Origin of the sequence: Brevundimonas sp. CEF1, from assembly GCF_051353055.1 — a bacterium.
Taxonomy (GTDB): Bacteria; Pseudomonadota; Alphaproteobacteria; order Caulobacterales; family Caulobacteraceae; genus Brevundimonas.
The window spans coordinates 2,645,445-2,664,803 of sequence record NZ_CP195593.1 but is presented as its reverse complement, the minus strand read 5'-3'; the positions used below and the strand labels follow the sequence as shown (position 1 = coordinate 2,664,803).

19 protein-coding genes are annotated in these 19,359 nt (G+C 68.6%); 13 read left to right on the top strand and 6 right to left on the bottom strand.

The features are described from left to right. Positions 1-3 precede the first annotated feature (3 nt). Together ACR9FL_RS13525 and ACR9FL_RS13520 are read right to left on the bottom strand one after the other, a co-directional pair. A complete protein-coding gene (locus ACR9FL_RS13525; RefSeq protein WP_436355940.1) occupies positions 4-609 on the bottom strand; it encodes a response regulator transcription factor in 606 nt (201 codons plus the stop codon). Beyond that, positions 606-2,060, bottom strand: a complete 1,455-nt coding sequence (locus ACR9FL_RS13520) for a two-component system sensor histidine kinase NtrB (protein WP_436355939.1) — start codon at positions 2,058-2,060, stop codon at positions 606-608. The genes ACR9FL_RS13525 and ACR9FL_RS13520 overlap by 4 nt, the downstream gene beginning before the upstream one ends. 381 nt (positions 2,061-2,441) lie before the next feature. On the opposite strand from ACR9FL_RS13520, the gene ACR9FL_RS13515 reads away from it, so the two are divergent. From ACR9FL_RS13515 to ACR9FL_RS13455, 13 genes are read left to right on the top strand one after another with little or no spacing between them, the layout of a single operon-like run. Then, entirely contained in the window at positions 2,442-3,167 is a 726-nt protein-coding gene (locus ACR9FL_RS13515) for a TorF family putative porin (RefSeq protein WP_296175836.1), read from the top strand. 35 nt (positions 3,168-3,202) lie between these two features. Beyond that, the gene (locus ACR9FL_RS13510) at positions 3,203-5,161 is read left to right on the top strand and encodes a methyl-accepting chemotaxis protein (RefSeq protein ID WP_296175835.1); all 1,959 of its coding nucleotides are present in this window, start codon (positions 3,203-3,205) and stop codon (positions 5,159-5,161) included. Further along, positions 5,161-5,442 carry an STAS domain-containing protein gene (locus tag ACR9FL_RS13505; RefSeq protein ID WP_436355938.1) on the top strand — a complete coding sequence of 94 codons (282 nt, stop codon included), beginning with the start codon at positions 5,161-5,163 and terminating at the stop codon, positions 5,440-5,442. The genes ACR9FL_RS13510 and ACR9FL_RS13505 overlap by 1 nt, the downstream gene beginning before the upstream one ends. Beyond that, the gene (locus ACR9FL_RS13500) at positions 5,439-5,804 is read left to right on the top strand and encodes a response regulator (protein WP_436355937.1); all 366 of its coding nucleotides are present in this window, start codon (positions 5,439-5,441) and stop codon (positions 5,802-5,804) included. The genes ACR9FL_RS13505 and ACR9FL_RS13500 overlap by 4 nt, the downstream gene beginning before the upstream one ends. Before the next feature lie 10 nt (positions 5,805-5,814). Then, positions 5,815-8,115, top strand: coding sequence for a chemotaxis protein CheA (locus ACR9FL_RS13495; protein ID WP_436355936.1), 2,301 nt, complete (start codon positions 5,815-5,817; stop codon positions 8,113-8,115). A gap of 5 nt (positions 8,116-8,120) precedes the next feature. Next, a complete protein-coding gene (locus tag ACR9FL_RS13490) occupies positions 8,121-8,594 on the top strand; it encodes a chemotaxis protein CheW (RefSeq protein WP_296178345.1) in 474 nt (157 codons plus the stop codon). Further along, on the top strand, positions 8,591-9,457 hold the full coding sequence (locus ACR9FL_RS13485) for a CheR family methyltransferase (protein WP_296178342.1): 867 nt from the start codon (positions 8,591-8,593) through the stop codon (positions 9,455-9,457). The genes ACR9FL_RS13490 and ACR9FL_RS13485 overlap by 4 nt, the downstream gene beginning before the upstream one ends. Further along, on the top strand, positions 9,454-10,512 hold the full coding sequence (locus tag ACR9FL_RS13480; protein ID WP_436355935.1) for a protein-glutamate methylesterase/protein-glutamine glutaminase: 1,059 nt from the start codon (positions 9,454-9,456) through the stop codon (positions 10,510-10,512). The genes ACR9FL_RS13485 and ACR9FL_RS13480 overlap by 4 nt, the downstream gene beginning before the upstream one ends. 9 nt (positions 10,513-10,521) lie before the next feature. Next, a complete protein-coding gene (locus ACR9FL_RS13475) occupies positions 10,522-10,911 on the top strand; it encodes a response regulator (RefSeq protein ID WP_105563813.1) in 390 nt (129 codons plus the stop codon). Next, complete coding sequence (locus ACR9FL_RS13470; RefSeq protein ID WP_436355934.1) at positions 10,908-11,453, top strand: chemotaxis protein CheD; 546 nt, start codon at positions 10,908-10,910, stop codon at positions 11,451-11,453. Before ACR9FL_RS13475 ends, ACR9FL_RS13470 begins: the two co-directional genes overlap by 4 nt. Further along, positions 11,453-11,809, top strand: coding sequence for a hypothetical protein (locus ACR9FL_RS13465; protein WP_296178337.1), 357 nt, complete (start codon positions 11,453-11,455; stop codon positions 11,807-11,809). The genes ACR9FL_RS13470 and ACR9FL_RS13465 overlap by 1 nt, the downstream gene beginning before the upstream one ends. Continuing rightward, positions 11,809-12,399 (top strand): response regulator, encoded by a 591-nt coding sequence (locus tag ACR9FL_RS13460; protein WP_436355933.1) that lies wholly within the window; start codon positions 11,809-11,811, stop codon positions 12,397-12,399. Before ACR9FL_RS13465 ends, ACR9FL_RS13460 begins: the two co-directional genes overlap by 1 nt. Then, positions 12,396-12,854 (top strand): chemotaxis protein CheE, encoded by a 459-nt coding sequence (locus ACR9FL_RS13455; RefSeq protein ID WP_436355931.1) that lies wholly within the window; start codon positions 12,396-12,398, stop codon positions 12,852-12,854. Before ACR9FL_RS13460 ends, ACR9FL_RS13455 begins: the two co-directional genes overlap by 4 nt. Before the next feature lie 184 nt (positions 12,855-13,038). Here ACR9FL_RS13455 and ACR9FL_RS13450 read toward each other — a convergent pair whose 3' ends face one another. The 4 genes from ACR9FL_RS13450 to ACR9FL_RS13435 form a co-directional block, all read right to left on the bottom strand. Further along, complete coding sequence (locus ACR9FL_RS13450) at positions 13,039-14,292, bottom strand: D-amino acid dehydrogenase (protein ID WP_436355930.1); 1,254 nt, start codon at positions 14,290-14,292, stop codon at positions 13,039-13,041. Positions 14,293-14,440: 148 nt separating this feature from the next. Further along, entirely contained in the window at positions 14,441-16,804 is a 2,364-nt protein-coding gene (locus ACR9FL_RS13445; protein WP_436355929.1) for a glucan 1,4-alpha-glucosidase, read from the bottom strand. 15 nt (positions 16,805-16,819) lie between these two features. Then, entirely contained in the window at positions 16,820-17,749 is a 930-nt protein-coding gene (locus tag ACR9FL_RS13440) for an alpha/beta hydrolase (RefSeq protein ID WP_436355928.1), read from the bottom strand. Beyond that, entirely contained in the window at positions 17,746-19,251 is a 1,506-nt protein-coding gene (locus tag ACR9FL_RS13435; protein WP_436355927.1) for an MFS transporter, read from the bottom strand. The genes ACR9FL_RS13440 and ACR9FL_RS13435 overlap by 4 nt, the downstream gene beginning before the upstream one ends. Between the last annotated feature and the right edge of the window lie 108 nt (positions 19,252-19,359).

Sequence of the window (19,359 nt, the reverse complement as noted above, 5' to 3'; positions counted from 1 at the left end):
CGCCTAGCCCAGGGTCAGCCCCATGCGGACCAGGGCCGAGAGGCTGTCGGCCTCCATCTTGGTCATGACCTTGGCGCGGAAGACCTCTACCGTGCGAGGGCTGATGTCGAGGTCCAGGGCGATCTCCTTGTTGGAGCGGCCGTGGATCAGGGCGTCGAAGACCTGGCGTTCGCGCGGGGTCAGACGGGCCACGCGGCTCTGGACCGCGATGCGGGCGCCCTGGGCCTGATCCAGGTCGGACAGCCGGGCCAGGCAGCCGCGCACCGTCTCGATCAGGCGCGGCGGGTCAAAGGGCTTTTCGATGAAGTCGACGATGCCGGCCTTCATCATCTGCACCACCATGGGCACGTCGGCGTGGCCGGTGATGACGATGACGGGCCAGGCGGAGCCGCGCAGGTCGCGGATGCGGCGCACCACCTCGGCCCCGTCCATGTCGGGCATGCGCATGTCGGTGATGACGCAGGCCGTGGCGTCTTCGGGCAGGGCGTCAAAGAAGTCCCCGCCGCTGGAAAAGCCGCGCGCGCGGATGCCGACGCCCCGCAGCAGGACCAGCAGGGAATCGCGGACCGCTGCGTCGTCGTCGATAATGAATACGGAGTGGAGACTCATGGATGCTCGCCGACCGCTTCGCGGATCAGGTTAAACGAGAAAGCAGCGCCCCCCAACGCGCTTTTTGCCACGACCAGCCGCCCTCCGTGGCTTTCGACAATGGTGCGGGTGACGGACAGGCCCAGGCCCATGCCGCCGGACTTGGTCGAGGTCATCGGCTGGAACATGCGCTCCACCTGATCGGCGGCGATGCCGGGACCATTGTCCTCCACGCTGATCGCATAGTGGGTGTCCGACAGGGCGCGGCCGACGATGACGACATCGGAGCCGGGCGTGTCGCCGACGGCCTCTACCGCGTTGCGCACCAGGTTGACGATGGCCTGCTGGAACTGGATGCGTTCGGCGCGGACGGTATCGGCTTCGGCATGCAGATCCATGCGGACGGTCACGCCCTTGGCCGACCCGATCATGCTCAGGACCGGGCCCAGGTCCTCGATCATCGAGGAGGCGCGCTCGGTGTCCAGGCGGCGAACCTCCAGCGACAGAAGCTCGCGCATCCGGCGGATGATCGCCCCCGCGCGCAACAGTTGCGCCTTGGCCAGTTCGGTGGTGCGGCGCGCGCTGTCGCCCAGAGGGCCGGCCTTCTCCATGTCGGCCTGGCTGGCGTGCAGATAGGTTGCGGCGGCGCTGAGGGGCTGGTTCAGTTCGTGGGCCAGGGTGGCGGCCATCTCGCCCAGCGAGTTCAGACGCCAGACCTTGTTCAACTGGGTGTGCAGTTCGCGGGCCTGGGCGTCGGCGGCGTGCCAGCGGCTGAGGTCGGTCAGGCACAGGGCGACCAGGTCCTGGCCGTCAGGACCAGGCACCCGGCCGCTCTGGATGTTCAGCGGGAAGGTCGCGCCGTCGGCGCGGGCGCCGTTCCAGTGCCCCTCGGTGGAGGTGAGGACGCCGTCGGCCTGATCGTCATGCGAGGCCGAAGCCGCGTCGAAGGCCGGCACCAGACTGTTGAAGGCGCGGCCCTGAACCGCATTCGCATCGACGCAGAACAACTGGGCCGCGGCGGGGTTCATGCGGTGGACCGCCCCGTCGAGCTGCAGGGTGACGACCGGCACGGTGGTCAGGACGGTGTTCAGCAGGGCGTCCTGCGCCGCCAGCCTGTGGCTCAGGCGGTCGGCGCGATCCTTTAGCTGGCGCAGGGCCATGCACAGTTCGGCCACGCCCCAGGCCACGGCGGCGAACAGCAGGGCGTTGGTCACGGCGTCGCCGAGACCTTCGCGCGCCACCAGCGCGAGGTTGAGGGCGATCGACAGGCCGATGGCCAGGGCCACGGCCGCGCGCCGGGCCAGCAGGGCGGTGACGATCACGGCCGGCAGCATCGGTAGATAATAGAAGCGTCCCAGGCCCTCGAGCAGGGACCGCGCCGCCACGGCCACGCCCACGGCGATCACCGCCAGCAGCAATCCGCCCCAGCGTCCCCGCGACGCCGCCGCGACGGCGTCCAGCATGTTTTTCATCGCAGGATGAATGAGGTCTTCCTCTCGGATTACTGGAACCTCAGACCGGAGATGTCTGCGGAGGGGGTTCTACAGAATCGAGCCACGGCGGGCCTTCTATACATTGAATGCGGTGAATGCAATTCAGCCATTAACCTTGATGGGGTGCGCTTCAAACGCTGGCTTCCGGTCAGGTATAGAGGCAAAAAAATGGCGGTTACTATAGTTTCTGTCTTGTTAATACTTGGCGTATCTTGAGTTGCGGCAAGCGCCGGGGACGCCAGATCGAGCATCGGCGGTCCGAGCATAACCTTCCGAACTATGCGGGTTTTTACGTAGAGGCGGATTTACAGAAATCTACGTTTGTTCGTCCAAGAAGGCCTCAGGATCACTGAGGTAAAAATGCTCTTCAAAATGAATGGCAATGGGCGTCAGAACGGCGCGCGTCACATTTCCAGCATCGTCGGCCCGGTTGCGGCGGGCCTGGCAGGCCTGATGGCGGCCGGGGCCGTTCAGGCCCATGCGATCGACGCACAACTGGGCGTCGCCAGCGAGTATGTCGGCAAGGGCCTGGGCAAGAGCGCCGGGGACCCCAGCGTCAACGGCTCGGTCGAGGTGTCGAGCGGCGCCTTTTACGCCAACGTCTTCGCCTCGACCGCCAAGCTGTCGCAAGGCTCGGACGCCGAGATCGTCAGCGCTATCGGATGGCGCCCCGAGGCTGCGGGCTACAAGTTCGACCTGTCGGTGGTGAACCGCGACCTGCCGGGCACGCGCGCCGGCGTCGACGCCAACTACTGGGAATATCAGGCCGACGCCGCGCGCAAGATCGGGCCGGTCAACACCCGCCTGCGCGTCAACTATACGCCCGACGGCTTCGCTGCGACCAAGGAGGCCTGGTGGGTCGAACTGCAGGGCACGGTTTCGGTCGGACCCAAGACCAAGGCTTCGGTCGCCATCGCCGACCGCACCGCTGACGGCGGCGCTGAATACGCCGCCTGGAACCTCGGCGTGAAGCACAAACTGACCGACAAGCTGGCGCTGGATGTGCGCTGGTATGACACCGATAGCCACGCCTTGGGCGAGAACTACGACGGCCGCCTGGTGGGCGCGCTGACGTTCGCGCTCTGAGTTGATTGAACAGTAATTCCGGGGGGAGAAGTCATATGAGCATGTTGAGCGATCTGAAGATCGAGAAGAAGTTGATGGCGGCCTTCGCCGTCGTCATCGCCGCCATCGCCGTCATGGGCGTCACGGTCTTCGTGCAGGTGAACGATATGGAGCGCGCGCGAATGGACCGCGTGCGCGCCTCGGCGACGCAGCGCGAAGCCGAGACGGCGCAATTCTATCTGGCGCGTCAGGAAAGCAGCTATCGCGGCTTCCTGCTTTCGAACGACGTCTACTATCTGGAGCGCCTGGCGGCGCACCGCGAGAATTTCAACAAGAGCCTGGATCGGATCGGCCAACTGGACCGCACCAGCGACGCCGAGGTTCGCGCCGCGCGCGCAGCCGCGGACTCGTGGGCCGCGAACGTGGTCGAGGCCGGCCGCGTGCTGGCGGCCGATCCCGCGACCCGCGCCCAGGCCATCGCCATGGTCGGTCGCGACGGCGTCGCTGATAAGTATGTCAGCCCCGCCGAAGACGCGCTCACGGGCCTGATCGACAAGAAGGCGGCGCAGAGCCGCGTCTATGGCGAGGTCCAGGTCGCGGTGGCCAAGTCGGCGCGCGCGGTTCTGATCGGCGGCGTCATCCTGGCCCTTCTCATCGCGGCGGGCATGGCCTTCCTGCTGACCAACATGCTGGGCAAGCCGCTACTGGCCATGACCTCGGCCATGCGTCGTCTGGCTGCGGGCGACACCTCGATCCTCGTCCCGGCCATGGGCCGCAAGGATGAGGTCGGCCAGATGGCTTCGGCCGTGACGGCCTTCAAGGACGCCGCCATCGCCAACGCCCGTCTGGAAGCCGAGGCCGTGGCCCAGCGACAGGCCGCCGAGGACGAGCGCGCCCGCGTCGAGGCCGAGAAGGCCCGCGCCGCCGCAGAAGACCGCGTCGCCATCACCGCTCTGGCCGAGGGCCTGCAGGCCATGGCCGGCGGCGACCTGACCCACCGTATGACGGCCGAGGTCTCGCCCAAGGCCGCGCAACTGAAGAGCGACTTCAACGCCGCCATCTCGCAACTGGAACAGGCTGTGGCCGTCGTCGTCACCAACGTCGCCGCCATCCGCTCGGGTTCGGGCGAGATCAGCCAGGCTTCCGACGACCTGTCGCGCCGCACCGAGCAGCAGGCGGCTTCGCTGGAAGAAACCGCCGCCGCCCTGGACGAGATCACCGCCACGGTGAACAAGACCGCCGATGGCGCAAGGCAAGCCTCCAGCGTGGTGCAGGCCGCGCGCGGCGACGCCGAGGCCAGCGGCAATGTCGTGCGCGACGCCGTCGCCGCCATGACCGCCATCGAGCAGTCCTCGGCCCAGATCGGCAACATCATCGGGGTGATCGACGAGATCGCCTTCCAGACCAATCTGCTGGCCCTGAACGCCGGGGTCGAGGCCGCCCGGGCCGGCGACGCCGGTCGCGGTTTCGCGGTCGTGGCTTCGGAAGTGCGGGCTCTGGCTCAGCGCTCGGCCGAGGCGGCCAAGGAGATCAAGACCCTGATCTCGGCCTCGGGGCGCCAGGTCGGCGAGGGCGTCAACCTGGTCGGTCAGACGGGCGAGGCCCTGCAGCGCATCGTCAGCCGCGTCGCCGAGATCGACGGCCTGGTTTCGGAAATCTCGGCCTCGGCCCAGGAGCAGGCCACGGGCCTGCAACAGGTCAACACCGCCGTGAACCAGATGGATCAGGTCACCCAGCAGAATGCTGCGATGGTCGAGGAATCCACCGCCGCCAGCCATTCCCTGGCTCAGGAAGCCGACGTCCTGGCCGCCTCGGTGTCGCGCTTCCGCACCGCTCAGGCCGCCGCACCTGTCGCCGCTCGCAAGCCTGCGCCGGTCGCCGCCGCTGCGGCTCCGGCCGCTCCGGTTCGCACCGCGCAGCCGGTGGCCCAGACCATCGCCGCGCTGAAAACCGTGGGTCACGGCGGCGCCGCCCTGAAGCCGCAGGTCGTTGAAGACGGCTGGGAGGAGTTCTGATGTCGACCCTTATCGCCCTGCCGGCGGTGCTCGACCTGCGCGCCGCCGAGCCCCTGAAAATGCAACTGTTGGCTGTGCGCGGTCAGGCGGCGACCCTGGACGCCTCGGCCGTCGAGCGGCTGGGCGGCCTGTGTCTGCAGGTGTTGCTCTCGGCCCTTCAGACCTGGCGTTCTGACGGGAAGTCTTTGAGATTCGTCAATGTTTCCGAGCCTATGATCGCGCAATGGAGCGCCCTCGGGGCTTCCATCTCTGATCTGGATGCACAAGGTAAGGTTGCATGACCAAGACCGTTCTGACCGTCGATGATTCGCGCACCATGCGCGACATGCTGATGCTGGCGTTGAAGGACGCGGGCTATCGCGTGGTCCAGGCCGAGGACGGCGTCCACGGCCTGGAGGTGCTCCAGGCCGAGCGCCCGGACATCGTCATCACCGACATCAACATGCCCCGCATGGACGGCTTCGGCTTCATCGAGGGCATGCGCGCCGACCCCCACCACAAGGCCACCCCGGTCCTGGTCCTGACCACCGAGAGCGACGCGGCCAAGAAGCAGCGCGCCCGCGAGGCCGGGGCCACCGGATGGATCGTCAAACCCTTCGACCCGGCCAAGCTGGTCGACTCCGTCCGTCGCGTCGCGGCCTGAGGACCCCCAGATGAGCGACGATCCGTTCGAGGCCATCAAGGTCACCTTCTTCCAGGAGTGCAGCGAACTGCTGGGCGATCTGGAAGCCAATCTGCTGGCGCTGGAAACCGGCCAGGGCGACGCCGAGACGATCAACGCCGTCTTCCGCGCCGTCCACTCGGTCAAGGGCGGGGCAGGGGCCTTTGGTCTGGAAGATCTGGTTCGCTTCGCTCATGTCTTCGAGACCCTGATGGACGAGCTGCGATCGGGCCGTAAGGAATGCGACGACGTCACCGTCAAGACCCTGCTGCGGGCCTCGGACGTCCTGGCCGACCATATCGCCGCCGCGCAGGGGACCGGCGCGCCGGTCGACGCCGCGCGTTCGGCCGGTCTGGTGGCCGAGCTGGAAGTCCTGACCCACGGCGTCGCCGCCCCGGTCGTCCCGGCGTCGGTCGCGGCTGTCATCGAAGAGGACGACTTCGGCTTCACGCCTCTGACGCTGGACCTGGCTGACTTCGGCGCCCCCGCCGAACTGCCCTCGCTGGATCTGCCGTCGCTGGATCTGCCCGACCTGGCCGCGCCGTCGGCCGCCGCCCCGACCGTGGGTTGGCGCATCGTCTTCCGCCCGCATCCGCGTCTCTACGCCAGCGCCAACGACGTCAGCCTGCTGCTGCGCGAACTGGCGCGCCTGGGTCCGACCTCGGTCGAGCTGGACGACAGCGGCCTGCCCATGCTGGACGCGCTCGACGCCGAAGACGCCCATCTGATCTGGACGATCACGCTTTCGGGCGACGCGCCCGAGGCCGCCGTGCGCGACGTCTTCGACTTCGTCGAGATGGACTGCGACCTGAGCATCACCGCCTTGGGCCAAGCCGCGCTCTCGGTCGAGGCCGGCCTGCCGCCGCTGCCCGTTGTGGACGCCGCGCCCGCCGAGGCCGAGTTCGACATCGCCGCCCTGCTGGCCAAGGCCGCCGCCCCGGTCGAGGCGCCCGCGCCGGTCGCCGCCGCGCCCGCTCCGGTTGCGGCCCCCATCGCCGCTGCACCCAAGCCGGTCGCACCTGCTGCCCCGGCCCCGGCTCCGGCTCCGGCTCCCGCCCTGGCCGCCGCGCCGGCGGCCCCCGCCGCCGTCGCCCCGGTGACCATCCGTGTCGATCTGGACCGGGTGGACCGCCTGATCAACGTGGTCGGCGAGTTGGTCATCCAGCAGGCCATGCTGGCTCAACGCGTCATGGAGAGCGGCCTGGCTCGCTCGTCGGACATCGCCCTGGGTCTGGAAGACCTGGAACTGCTGACGCGCGACATCCAGGACAGCGTCATGGCCATCCGCGCCCAGCCGGTGAAGTCGGTGTTCCAGCGCATGCCGCGTCTGGTCCGCGAAGTCGCCGAGATGACCGGCAAGCGCGTTCGTCTGGTCACGTCCGGCGAGGACACCGAGGTCGACAAGACCGTGGTCGAGCGCCTGGCCGAGCCGATCACCCACATGCTGCGCAACGCCATCGACCACGGGCTGGAAAGCCCGGAGGAGCGCGAGGCCGCCGGGAAGCCCGCCGAAGGGACCGTCCGTCTGGCCGCCCTGCACCGCTCGGGCCGCATCGTCATCGAGATCGCCGACGACGGCAAAGGCATCAACCGCCCCCGCGTGCGCGGCATCGCCGTGGATCGCGGCCTGATCGCCGAAGACGCCGTCCTGACCGACGACGAGGTCGACAACCTGATCTTCCTGCCCGGTTTCTCGACCGCCGAGACCGTCACCGACGTTTCGGGTCGGGGCGTCGGCATGGACGTGGTCAAGCGTTCGATCCAGGCCCTGGGCGGTCGCATCTCGATCAGCTCGGTTCCGGGCAAGGGCTCGACCTTCACCCTCAGCCTGCCGCTGACCCTCGCTGTGCTGGACGGCATGGTGGTGGGCGCCGCCGAACAGACCCTGGTGGCCCCCCTGTCGGCCATCGTCGAGAGCCTGACCCCGCGCGTCGAGGACATCCACTATGTCGGCGGCCATGACGCCGTGATCCGCTTCCGCGAGGAGTTCGTGCCTTTGGTGGACGTGGGTCGGGTCATGGGCTTCCGCGACGACGCCACGCCCCTGAGCGGCGGGGTGGTCATGATCGTCGAGACCGAGGCCGGCTCGCGCGCCGCCCTGCTGGTGGACGCCATCAACGGCCAGCGCCAGGTCGTCATCAAGAGCCTGGAAACCCATTATCGCCACGTCGACGGCGTCTCCGCCGCGACCATCCTGGGCGACGGCAGCGTCGCCCTGATCCTCGATATCGACGCCCTGGTCACCGCCGGGCGCCGCAAACCCAATCGTCCTGAACTGAAGATGGCGAGCTGAGACCCATGACCGAAGTCACCTCCAACGTCGCCGGCGCCGACCGTGAACTGATCGCCTTCCGTATTGGCGAGCAGGAATTCTGCGTCGACATCATGAGCGTCCGCGAGATCCGCGGCTGGACCCCCGCGACCCCGCTGCCGCGCTCGCCGTCCTATATGAAGGGCGTGATCAACCTGCGCGGCATCGTCCTGCCGATCATCGACCTGGGCGCCCGCTTTGGTCTGGCTACGGCCGAGCCGACCGCCCGCCACGTCATCATGGTGGCCCATATCGGCAACCGCCTGGTGGGCCTGCTGGTCGATGCGGTTTCGGACATCGTGCAATTGACGGACTCGACCATCCAGCCCACGCCTGACGTGGCCAGCGACCATGTGAAGACCTTCGTCCAGGGCATCTTCGCCGTCGAGGGCGGCCGCATGATCAGCCTGATCGATCTCAACCACGTCCTGCCGGCCGAAAGCGAAGCCGAAGCCGCATGACCACCGCCTCCGGGCGGGCGTCCCTGGTCGAAGGCGAGTTCGTCTTCACCGCCGAGGACTTCCGCCACATCGCCCAGACCCTGCACGCCCACGCCGGCATCGCCCTGAGCGAAGGCAAGGCCGCCCTGGTCTATTCGCGTCTGGCCAAGCGCCTGCGCCTGCTGGGGCTGCGCAGCTTCCGCGACTACTGCGCCCTGATCGAGGGCGTGGAGGGCGTGGACGAGCGTCAGGCCATGACCGCGGCCCTGACCACCAATGTCACCCGCTTCTACCGCGAGCCGCACCACTTCGATCACCTGCGCGACCACGTCATGCCGGAACTGGCGGCGCGGGCGCGGGCGGGCGGTCGGGTGCGGCTGTGGTCGGCGGCCTGTTCCAACGGACAGGAGCCCTATTCCATGGCCCTGACCGTGCTGGATGTCCTGCCGGAAGCGGCGGATCTGGACGTGCGCATCCTGGCCACCGACATCGACCCCAACATGGTCGCCGAGGGGGCGGCGGGCGTCTATTCGGACGAGCTGCTGTCGCCGGTGCCGGCGTCCGGCCGCAAGCATTTCGAACCCCTGGCGGGCCGTCCCGGCCTGTTCAGCGCCGATGAGACCCTGCGCCGTCTGGTGTCCTTCCGCGAGCTGAACCTGATCGGCGACTGGCCCATGCGCGGCAAGTTCGACGTCATCTTCTGCCGCAACGTGGTCATCTATTTCGACGACGCGACCCAGGAGATGGTCTGGGGCCGCTTCACCCCGATCATGAACCCCGGCGCCACCCTCTATATCGGCCATTCCGAGCGCGTCAGCGGCCCGGCCACGGCCCAACTGCAGACCTGCGGCCTGACGGCCTATCGCCTGGGAGGCCGGGCATGAGCCAGAACCCCGCCCACACTTCCCCTGTTCGCGTCCTGATCGTCGATGACAGCGCCACGATGCGCAGCCTGATCAGCGCTGTCCTGCGCCGCGATCCCGAGATCTCGGTCGTGGGGACGGCCGCCGATCCGCTGGAGGCCCGCGCCGCCATCAAGGAGCTGAACCCCGACGTCATCACCCTCGACGTCGAGATGCCCAATATGAACGGGCTGGAGTTCCTCGAGAAGATCATGCGGCTGCGGCCCATGCCGGTGGTCATGGTTTCGACCCTGACCCAGGCGGGCACCGACGTGACCCTGGCGGCGCTGGAGGTCGGGGCCGTGGACGCCGTGGCCAAGCCCGCGCCCGGCGTTCCGGCCCAGGAAGCTTTCGCCGACCTGGCCGAGAAGGTGAAGATCGCCGCCCGCTCGCGCGTTCGTCCGTTGGAAACGCGTGAGGCGCGCGCGGTGGACGGGGCCTATCGCGCCGACCCCAACCATATCCTGGCCATCGGCGCCTCGACCGGCGGGGTCGAGGCCCTGCTGAACATCCTGTCGGCCTTCCCCGCCAACTGCCCGGCGACCGTGGTGACGCAGCACATGCCCGCCACCTTCACCAAGAGCTTCGCGGCCCGTCTGGACAAGGCGTCCGGCGCCACGGTCACCGAGGCCGTGGACGGCGCGCCGGTGATCCCTGGCCATGTCTATATCGCCCCCGGCGGCGAGCGGCACCTTGAGGTCTCGAACGGGCGTTGTCGTCTGGTCGCCGCCGACACCGTCAACGGCCACCGCCCCTCGGTGGACGTCCTGTTCAACTCGGTCGCCCGTCTGGGGCGTCCCATGACCGGGGTCATCCTGACGGGCATGGGCAAGGACGGGGCCAGGGGCCTGCTGGCCATGCGTCAGGCCGGCGCCCGCACCCTGGGCCAGGACGAAGCCTCCAGCGTCGTCTACGGCATGCCGCGCGCCGCCTTCGAGCTGGGCGCCGTGGAACGCCAGCTGTCGCTGCCCCGTCTCGCCCCCGCCATTCTCGAGCTGTGCGCCGCCGGCGCCCATGTCTCAAAGCCTGTTGCGTAAGGACCGCCTATGCCTGCCGCCTCCGCCCTCAATGTCCTGGTCGTCGACGACCAACTGACCATGCGGTCCCTGATCCGCAACAGCCTGCAGCAGATCGGCGTGCGCGAGATCTCCGAAGCCGCCGACGGCGAGCTGGCCCTGCGGTCCATCATCACCAAGCCGGTCCACCTGGTCATCTCCGACTTCAACATGCCGAATCTGGACGGCCTGGGCCTGCTGCGCGCCATCCGCGCCCACCCGCCGACCTCCAAGACCGCCTTCATCATGCTGACCGGCCGCGCCGACCGCGAACTGGTGCAGCGCGCGGTCCAGTTCGGCGTGAACAACTACCTGGTCAAACCCTTCACCACCGCCCAGCTGAAAGAGAAGCTGGAAGGCGTGTTCGGCCCGCTGACGTGATCCGCGCCGGCGATCAGCTGACGGCCGAAAGGCGCGTCCATGTCGGCCAGGGCGAGCACCTTGTGACGTCCGATCCCGACGTCGTGCTGTCGACCGTGCTGGGCAGCTGCGTCGCCATGTGCCTGCGCGATCCCGTGGCCGGGGTCGGCGGCATGAACCACTTCCTGCTGCCCGAGGGCGCGGGGGCGGGGACCGACGCGGGCCGTCGCTACGGCGCCTACGCCATGGAGCTGCTGATCAATGACGTGCTGAAGGCGGGCGGTCGTCGCGAGCGGCTGGAGGCCAAGCTGTTCGGCGGCGGCCGCATGTTCGACGCCTTGAAGGACGTCGGCGCGTCCAACGCCGACTTCGCCGAGCGTTTTCTGGCCGACGAGGGGATTCCCGTCGTCGGCTCCAGCCTGAGGGGCGCCGGGGGGCGTCGACTGCATTACTGGCCGGTGACCGGTCGGGCGCTGCAACGCGCGGTCACGGACGCGGTCGCTCCGCGCCCGGCGCCGCCGCCTCCGCCGCCCGTCGACTCCGGCGCGCTGGAGCTGTTCTGATGACCGATTACGACGCCAAGGGCCTGCTGAGCGCGGTCGCCGCCGAGCTGGCCGACATCCGCGCGGGCGTGGACGAGGCCGGCGGCCTGGTGTCCGAGCTGCTGCGTCTGGCCCCGCCCGAGCAGCGCCTGACCTTTTTGACGCGGATGCAGGCCTTTGACGTCCTGAGCCAGAGGGTGGACGCCCTGTCGGGTCTGGCCGGGGCCTTGGCCGCCGATCAGCCGATGGACACGGCCCTGGCCGCCCTGCCTCTGGCCGAGATGGCCGACCGCCTGCGCGAGCTGACCTTCCGGGTGAAGCCGTCGTCATCGGCCGCGCCCGCCGCCGTGTCCGGCGACCTGCTGCTGTTCGACTGATGAGCGCGACCGACCGCGTCAATCTGGAGCAGTCGACCGTCCTGCTGATCGACGACAATCCGCAGGCGCTGGACATGCTCAGCTCCGTCTTCCAGGGCTTCGGCGTCAAGGAGCAGATCAAGTGCGCCTCGGCCACCGAGGGCGTGCGCATCATCCAGAACCGGGCCGTCGACCTGATCGTCATCGACTGCGCCGACCCCGAGATGGACAGCTATGCCTTCGCTCGCTGGCTGCGACGCGAGACCCCGGCGCCCATGCGGTTCATCCCCATCATTCTGCTGACCGGCCACGCCTCCCAGGCCAAGGTGCAGGAAGGCCGCGACTGCGGCGTCAGCTTCGTGGTCACCAAGCCCCTGACCCCGGCGGTGCTGCTGCGCCGCATCCTGTGGCTGGCGGGCGATGAGCGCGAGTTCGTCGAGTGCGCGACCTATGTCGGCCCGGACCGGCGCGTGCGCAACTTCGGCCCGCCCTTGGGCGTGGCGGGGCGCCGCAAGGACGACCTGTCCGCCCACGTCGGCGCCGCCGTCGAGGAGAACATGGATCAGTCCGACATCGACATGCTGATGAAGCCGCAAAGAGTTGCGTTGTGACCGAAGCCCGCACCCTGAAGATCAAGACCACCCTGGCGCGGCAGATGGCCCAGCCGGGAGGCCGCACCATCGCCGACGTCGAGCGCCGCGCCAACGAGCGGCTGGAGCGGCACCGCGACGACGTCATGACCACCATCGCCGGCGCCGTCACCGAGCTGGAGCTGGTCGTGGCCGCCGCCGCGCCGGGCAGCGAGCCGCAGGTCTATCGACTGGCCTCGTCCCTGCTGGACACGGCGGGCTTCTTCGACACTGGGCCGCTTTATGACGCGGGCTACAGCCTGTGCGACGTGGCCGACCGGATGCAGGCCGGCGGCGCCTGGAACTGGCCCACGGTCGCCGTCCACGTCCAGGCCATGCGCCTGATCCTCAGCGGCGGCTGCAAGGCCGACGCCACGACCGACGCCCTGCTGCTGGGCCTGCGCTCGGTGGCGGCGAAAGCAAGACAGGAGGCCTGATCCTTCTCCTCTTGCGGGAGAAGGTGGCAGGCGGAGCCTGACGGATGAGGGGTTGCGCGAGGTTGAACTCGCCCCCTCTATCTTTCTGTGCAGAGACCCCTCATCCGGCCCTGACGGGCCACCTTCTCCCGCAAGGGGAGAAGGGTTTTAGTGCGCAAACGCCCTTCGGGCTGCTTGAGCGCGGTCACCCGTACCGCGCAATCCCCAGGTCGGCCGTCTCGATGTCCGGGGTCTGGCCGCTGATGATATCGGCGATGACGCGGGCCGAGCCGCAGGCCATGGTCCAGCCCAGGGTGCCGTGGCCGGTGTTCAGGAACAGGTTGTCGAACTTCGTCTTGCCGATGACCGGCGTGCCGTCCGGCGTCATCGGACGCAGGCCGGACCAGTAGCTGGCCGCCTTCAGGTCTCCCGCGCCGGGGAAGAGCGAACCCACCGAATGCTCCAGCGTGTTGCGGCGCTGTTCCGGCAGGACGTTGTTGTAGCCCGAGATCTCGGCCATGCCGCCGACGCGGATGCGGTCGCCCAGGCGGGTGATGGCCACCTTGTAGCTCTCGTCCATGATGGTCGAGACGGGGGCGGCGGGCTCATTGATGATCGGGGCGGTGATCGAATAGCCCTTCACCGGATAGACCGGCAGGGTCATGCCCAGCGGCTTGACCATCTGCGGCGAATAGGACCCCAGGGCCAGGACATAGGCGTCGGCGTTGATCACGCCCTTGTCGGTCTGGACCCCCGAAATGCGGCCCTTGTCGGTGACCAGGGCCTTGATGGCGGTGTCCCACAGGAAGGTCACGCCTTGGCCCGTCGCCGTATCGGCCAGGGCGTTGGTGAATTTGAAGCAGTCGCCGGTTTCGTCCTTAGGCAGGCGCAGACCGCCGACAAACAGGTCGCGCGTGGCCGCAAGGCCCGGCTCGGCGCGGATGCAGCCGTCCTGATCCAGCACCTCGAACGGCACGCCGCCTTCGCGCAGGACCGCGGTGTCCTTGTAGATGCCGTCCAGCTGCTTCTGGGTGCGGAACAGTTGCAGGGTGCCTTGCGTGCGGTGGTCGTATTGCAGGCCCAGCTCAGTGTTCAGGGCGGTCTGAACCTCCTGGCTGTATTCGGCCAGACGCACCATCCGCGCCTTGTTCAGCGCATAGCGGGCCGAGGTGCAGTTGCGCAGCAGGGCCAGCAGCCAGCGCACGGTCGCCACGTTCATGTGGGGCTGCAGGATCAGGGGGGCGTGGCGCATGAACAGCCACTTGACCGCCTTGGCCGGGATGCCCGGCGCAGCCCAGGGCGAGGAATAGCCGGGTGAAATCTCGCCGGCGTTGGCGAAGCTGGTCTCCAGCGCCGGGCCGCTCTGGCGGTCGATCACCGTGACCTCGTGGCCGGCCTTGGCCAGATAGTGGGCCGTCGTCACGCCGATGACGCCGGCGCCCAGGACTGCGATCTTCATTGGTCTTGACCCTACGCGAACCTTCCGCGCGTCGATCCCTAGACCAGTTTTTGCGTTTGTCGAGGCATCCTGGCGCGTGTGCGCTGCAACATGTCTCTATGTTGAAACGGTTCGGCCCGGATCGTGCTGATCCGGGCCGATTATTTGCTCACTTTATGAAGCGCTGCTCGACCGGGGCGTAGCGGTCCCACACCGCCTTGTCCGCCAGGGATCGCAGCAGTTTCAGGTACTCGGCGTGGGTCCAGGCCAGGGGCGTGGCCGAGTTGGTGCCTTCGCCCATGGCCTCCTGGTGCGCGGTCGGGACGCCGACCCCGTCCCAGACCTGTTCGGGCAACAGAAGCCCGGCGTTGGCGAAGCGCTCCATGCCGCGCACATAGGTCTGGCGGATGGCGCCAAGCGAGGCCGCGTCGGCGGTCCCGGCCTCAAGGGCGCGGGCCAGTTCATAGTGGCCGCGTTCGCCGGTGAAGAAGGGCCAGACCCGGCCGCGCTGGCCCGGCGCCATGATCCCGCCGACGCCGTAGCCCTTGCCGTCCGAGACGTCCTCGCCATAGCCGTCGACGCCATAACGACGCCAGCCGGGCGTGGTGTCGCCCGCCGGCCCGAAGTCGTAGCGGACGCGGTAGAGGTCCTCGCGCGCCGTGTCGTCGTATTCGCCGAGCGTCGCCACGACATGCTCATCGTCCGCCGCTCGCACGCCATAGCGCACCAGCTCCAGGAAGCCGCCGTCGACCACGCGATCCTCGGCCGGGGCGATCTGGCCGTTGGCCTCGCCGATGGGGGCCTTGTCGTTGGGGTTGGTGTTGCGCGTGATGCGGACGTAGTAGCGCCCGTCGCCGAAGTCGCCGCTGGTGGTGAACATGCTGGCCTCGATCTGAGAGGCGTAGCGGTCGGCGGCGGCCTGATAGCGGTCAGCGCCCGACGCGTCGCCCGCCGCCCGCGCCATTTCTGCGGCGACCGTCAGACCGGCGACGACGGCGGCGGTGCTGGACGGGGAATAGCCCTGCTGCTCCTCCCAGCGTTCCTGCTGGGTGAAGGGCGGACGGATCTCGTTCTGGTTCCAGCCGAGATCGACCTGACCGCCGTCGACCAGGAAGTCGGCGGCGGGTTTCAGCATTTTGGCGTACATGTCCCGCATGTCGGCCTCGGACAGCCAGCCCAGGGTCCACAGGCGGTGGCCCAGCATGATGGGCATGGCCGTCTGGTCCAACTGAACCGCCATCCATTCCAGGGTGCCGTCCACGTGGGTCTTTTGCAGGAACCAGCCGCCGGCGCCCTTGTTGCCCGGCGTGTTCGGCCCGACCTGGACCTGGGGCAGATAGTGGAAGGCCGCCAGCGGGGTGTCCTTGTCGCCCAGGGCCGCGAAGGCCATGGCCACCTGATAGAAGTCGCGCGGCCAGACGGCCTTGTAGCCGGTCGAGGGCTTGGACGCGTCCACCGTGTCGCCCCAGGGGTTGGACAGGGAGGCGATCAGGGCGCCGGCGTGGGTGTGGTCCTCCTGCACCTTCAGCATCAGGGCCGAGGCATAGGCCAGCTTGCCGCCGTCCGTCCCTTGGGCCGCCACGCGCGGCAGTTCGCTCAGGGAGGCGACATAGTCCTCCCAGCCCACCCGCTCGCCCTCGCCGTTGAAGCGTTTCAGCACCTCGTCGAGGCCGGCGGCGAAGGCGGCGTCGGCCTGGCTTTCGGCGGCGGCGCGGCTGTCGCCGAAGCCGATGACGAAGTCGCGGCTGAGGCTTTGGCCCTGTTCCAGACGCGGCAGGGCGCCGGTCAGCATGATGTTGCCGGCTGCGTCCCCCGTGGTCGAGAAGGCGGGCAGGGCGCCGGCCTTCAGGCCGGTCAGGCCGTCGGAGACGCCCATGAAGCCGACGCTGGCGGCCTCGAACGGGGCGCTGGGGCGCAGGGCCAGATGGACGGCGCCTTCGTGGGCGTAGAGGCCGTTCGCCGCCGCCTCGCCCCGGTCGTCCACGCCGGTATTGGCCATGTGCGGCTCCAGCAGGACATAGGGGGTCACGCCGCCCTTCAGCGCCCGCACGGTGACGCGCAGGATCAGGGCCTGACGGTCTGGGTCGGTGAAGACCTGCTTGTCGATGGCGAAGCGCCCGGCCTTGTCGGTCGTCGTCACGCGATAGGCGGGCGACAGGGGACGCCCCTCGGCGTCCTTGTGCAGATAGTCGATGGTGAAGTCGGTGTCCGTCCCCTCGACCGCCAGACCGCTGTCGGTGGCCACCGCCAGTCGCAGCTGCTTGATCTGGGCCTCGTGGATCAGGCCGTACATGGTTTCGGTCAGCACGCCGTCAGCGATGGAGAACCAGACCTTGGACACGGTCCCCGTCGGGCCGCCGTCGCGATAGGCGCCATCGACATAGGCCTCATAGGCCGTGCCCGCGCCGACCTTGGCGGCATAGGCCCAGGTCGGGGTCTCGCCCGGAGCGCCCGGCGCCGTTTGAGCGTTGGCGGCGCCGGTCAGGACGGAGGCGGCGGCGCCGGCCAGGATCAGGCTCTTGAAGATGGACATGGGATGATCTCTCACTCAGGCAGGCGTCAGCAGGAATTTCAGCGGCACGTCGAGGCGGCCGTTCCACGACGCCTCGTTGTGTTGTGCGCCGGGGAACAGCAGGGTCTGGAAGTCGCGCGGGCCGTAGCCGCGCTCGCGGAAGACGGCGTCGATGCGGCTCTGGAAGGTCGCGTAGAACTGATCCAGGGTCTCGTCGCCGCGATCGAAGTAGAAGCGGTGCGACCCCGGCGCAGGCAGGCCCTCGGCCACCACGCGGGTCCAGGCCCCGACCACCTTGTCGCGCCAGACGGCGAGGGCCGCCGGATCGTCCAGTCCGTCGATGCGCAGCGGCCAGTGGGTCGACAGACAGGCGGCGCCGCCAAACACCTCGGGATGCTTCATCACCGCATAGAGGGAGATCAGCCCGCCCATGCTGGAGCCGCTGATCAGGGTGTCGCCCGGCCCGGTTAGGGTGCGATAGGTCTGGTCGATGAAGGGCTTCAGCTCCTCGACCATGAAGCGCAGATAGTCATCCGACAGGGGCGCGCCGCCATAGATGGCCTGGACGTCCGCGCGGACCTCGGCGGGCAGGGCCTTGATCAGGTCGGCGGGGACGTATTCGCGCAAGCGAAGCGGCGTGTTCCAGATGCCGACCACGATGGGAGCGCGCACCTGGCCCTTGGCGATCAACCGGCCCAGATGCTCGTCCACGCCCCATTCGCCAAAGTTGGCCTTCGACGCGTCGAACAGGTTCTGACCGTCGTGCATATAGAGGACGGGATGGTGGCCCGACCCGGCCTCATAGCCGGGCGGCAGCCAGACGGTGACGTTGCGCGGCTGGACATGGGCGGAGGCGAAGTCCGGGTGTTCGACCAGGCTTCCATCGACGGGGGCGTCGGCCATCGCCTTGCCCGCGAAAGGCAGGGCGGCCAGCAGGCCCAGGGTCATGCGGCGCGAGAAGGTCATGCCTTATGCTCGCGCACGAACAGGGCCGAGACGGCGGCGACGAAGAAGCTGACGCCGCCGATGATCAGGGCGTAGATCGCCTGACCCGCGAACAGGTGCTTCAGGATCAGGCCCAGGATGGTCGCGGCCAGCAGCTGGGGCACGACGATGAAGATGTTGAAGACGCCCATATAGACGCCCATCTTCCGCCCCGGCAGGGCGCCCGCCAGGATGGCGTAGGGCATGGACAGGATCGAGGCCCAGGCGAAGCCCACTCCGATCATCGGCAGCCACAGCAGGGCCGGATCGCGGATCGCCGCTACGCCGATCAGACCCAGCCCGCCGAGCACCAGATTGATCGCGTGGGCGCCGCGACGACCGGTCCGCTTGGCCACGACCGGGATCAGGAAGGCGGCAAGCGCAGCCACCCCGTTATAGACCCCGAACAGCACCCCCACCCAGTCGGCCCCGGCGTTGTAGGCCGCGCTGGTCGGATCGGAGGAACCATAGTGGACCGCCGTCACCGTGGCGGTGGTGTAGATCCACATGGAGAACAGGGCGAACCAGCTGAAGAACTGGACCACGGCCAGACCCTTCATGGTGTCGGGCATGGCGAAGACGTCGTCGAGGATCTCGGTCAGGCCGTTGGTCTTGGTCGCGCGGCGGAAGGCGGCGGTCGCCAGTTGCAGGGCGCCGAAGACGGCCAGGGCGCCGGCCAGGATATAGAGCTCCTTCTCCCATCCCGAGGCGAAGACGACGGCGGCGACCGCTGCGCCCAGGCCCAGGAAGGTCAGGCCGCCCAGGCCATAGAGGCCCGCGCCGCGTTCCGGCGAGGCGGGTGCGGGGTCATTCTCGGCCACGCCGTCGAAGGCGGCGATCTCGGCCGGGCTGTATTCCTTCGTGGTGAAGACGGTCCACAGCACCGTGGCCAGCAGACCCGCCGCCCCGACATAGAAGGCGATCTTGACCGACAGGGGCACGGCCCCCTCCGCCGCCGTCGAGGCGACGTGGAAGACATTCGACAGCAGCCACGGCAGGACCGAGGCGAAGACCGCCCCCGTCCCGATGAAGAAGCTCTGCATGGCGTAGCCGGTCGTGCGCTGCTCCTCCGGCAGGTTGTCGCCGACGAAGGCGCGGAACGGCTCCATGGTGATGTTGATCGAGGCGTCCATGATCCACAGCATGGCGGCGGCGAACCACAGGGTCGGGCTGTTCGGCATCAACACCAGGGCCGCCGAGGTCAGCAGGGCCCCGAACAGGAAGTAGGGCCGACGACGGCCCAGCCGCCCCCAGGTCTTGTCGCTGAAGTGGCCGATGATCGGCTGGACCAGCAGGCCTGTCACCGGGGCGGCGATCCACAGGATGGCCAGGCTGTCGATCTCGGCGCCCAGGGTCTGGAAGATGCGGCTGGTGTTGGCGTTCTGCAGACCAAAGCCGATCTGGATGCCGAAGAAGCCGACGCACATGTTCCAGATCGCCCACATGGGCAGCCTGGGACGCGTGGCGCGCGCAGCGGTGGTCATGCTGGGGTCCTGTCTTGCCTGCTGCGTCATGCGTCGCCCCGTCCCCGCGTCATCCCCGGCCCCCGTGCCGGGGATCCAGATGCTCGACGGGTCCGATCGGGACGGCAA